This window comes from Candidatus Clostridium radicumherbarum (assembly GCF_045310525.1).
GTDB lineage: Bacteria > Bacillota > Clostridia > Clostridiales > Clostridiaceae > Clostridium_AT > Clostridium_AT radicumherbarum.
The window spans coordinates 1-258 of sequence record NZ_JBJHZY010000020.1; the positions used below are offsets into that span (position 1 = coordinate 1).

A 258-nucleotide genomic window follows, 5' to 3' on the forward strand; every position below is an offset into this window, starting at 1 on the left:
GTTCCCATACCGAACACGATGGTTAAGCTTCTCAGCGCCGATGGTACTGCTTGGGCGACTAAGTGGCAGAGTAGGACGTTGCTAGGTTATATATGGATCTTTAGCTCAGTTGGTTAGAGCAACCGGCTCATAACCGGTTGGTCCGGGGTTCGAGTCCCTGAAGGTCCACCATATGGGGGTATAGCTCAGCTGGGAGAGCACCTGCCTTGCACGCAGGGGGTCAAGAGTTCGAGCCTCTTTATCTCCACCATAATGAAA

At 52.7% G+C, this 258-nt stretch carries 2 tRNA genes and 1 rRNA gene; all 3 read left to right on the forward strand.

Annotated features, from left to right (window positions below):
* Positions 1 to 87, forward strand: a 5S ribosomal RNA gene (gene rrf / locus ACJDUH_RS19720); the annotation flags it as partial.
* A 7-nt stretch (positions 88 to 94) separates the two neighbouring features.
* Positions 95 to 171 (forward strand) — tRNA-Ile (locus tag ACJDUH_RS19695).
* A 3-nt stretch (positions 172 to 174) separates the two neighbouring features.
* Positions 175 to 250 (forward strand) — tRNA-Ala (locus ACJDUH_RS19700).
* Positions 251 to 258: the final 8 nt, after the last annotated feature.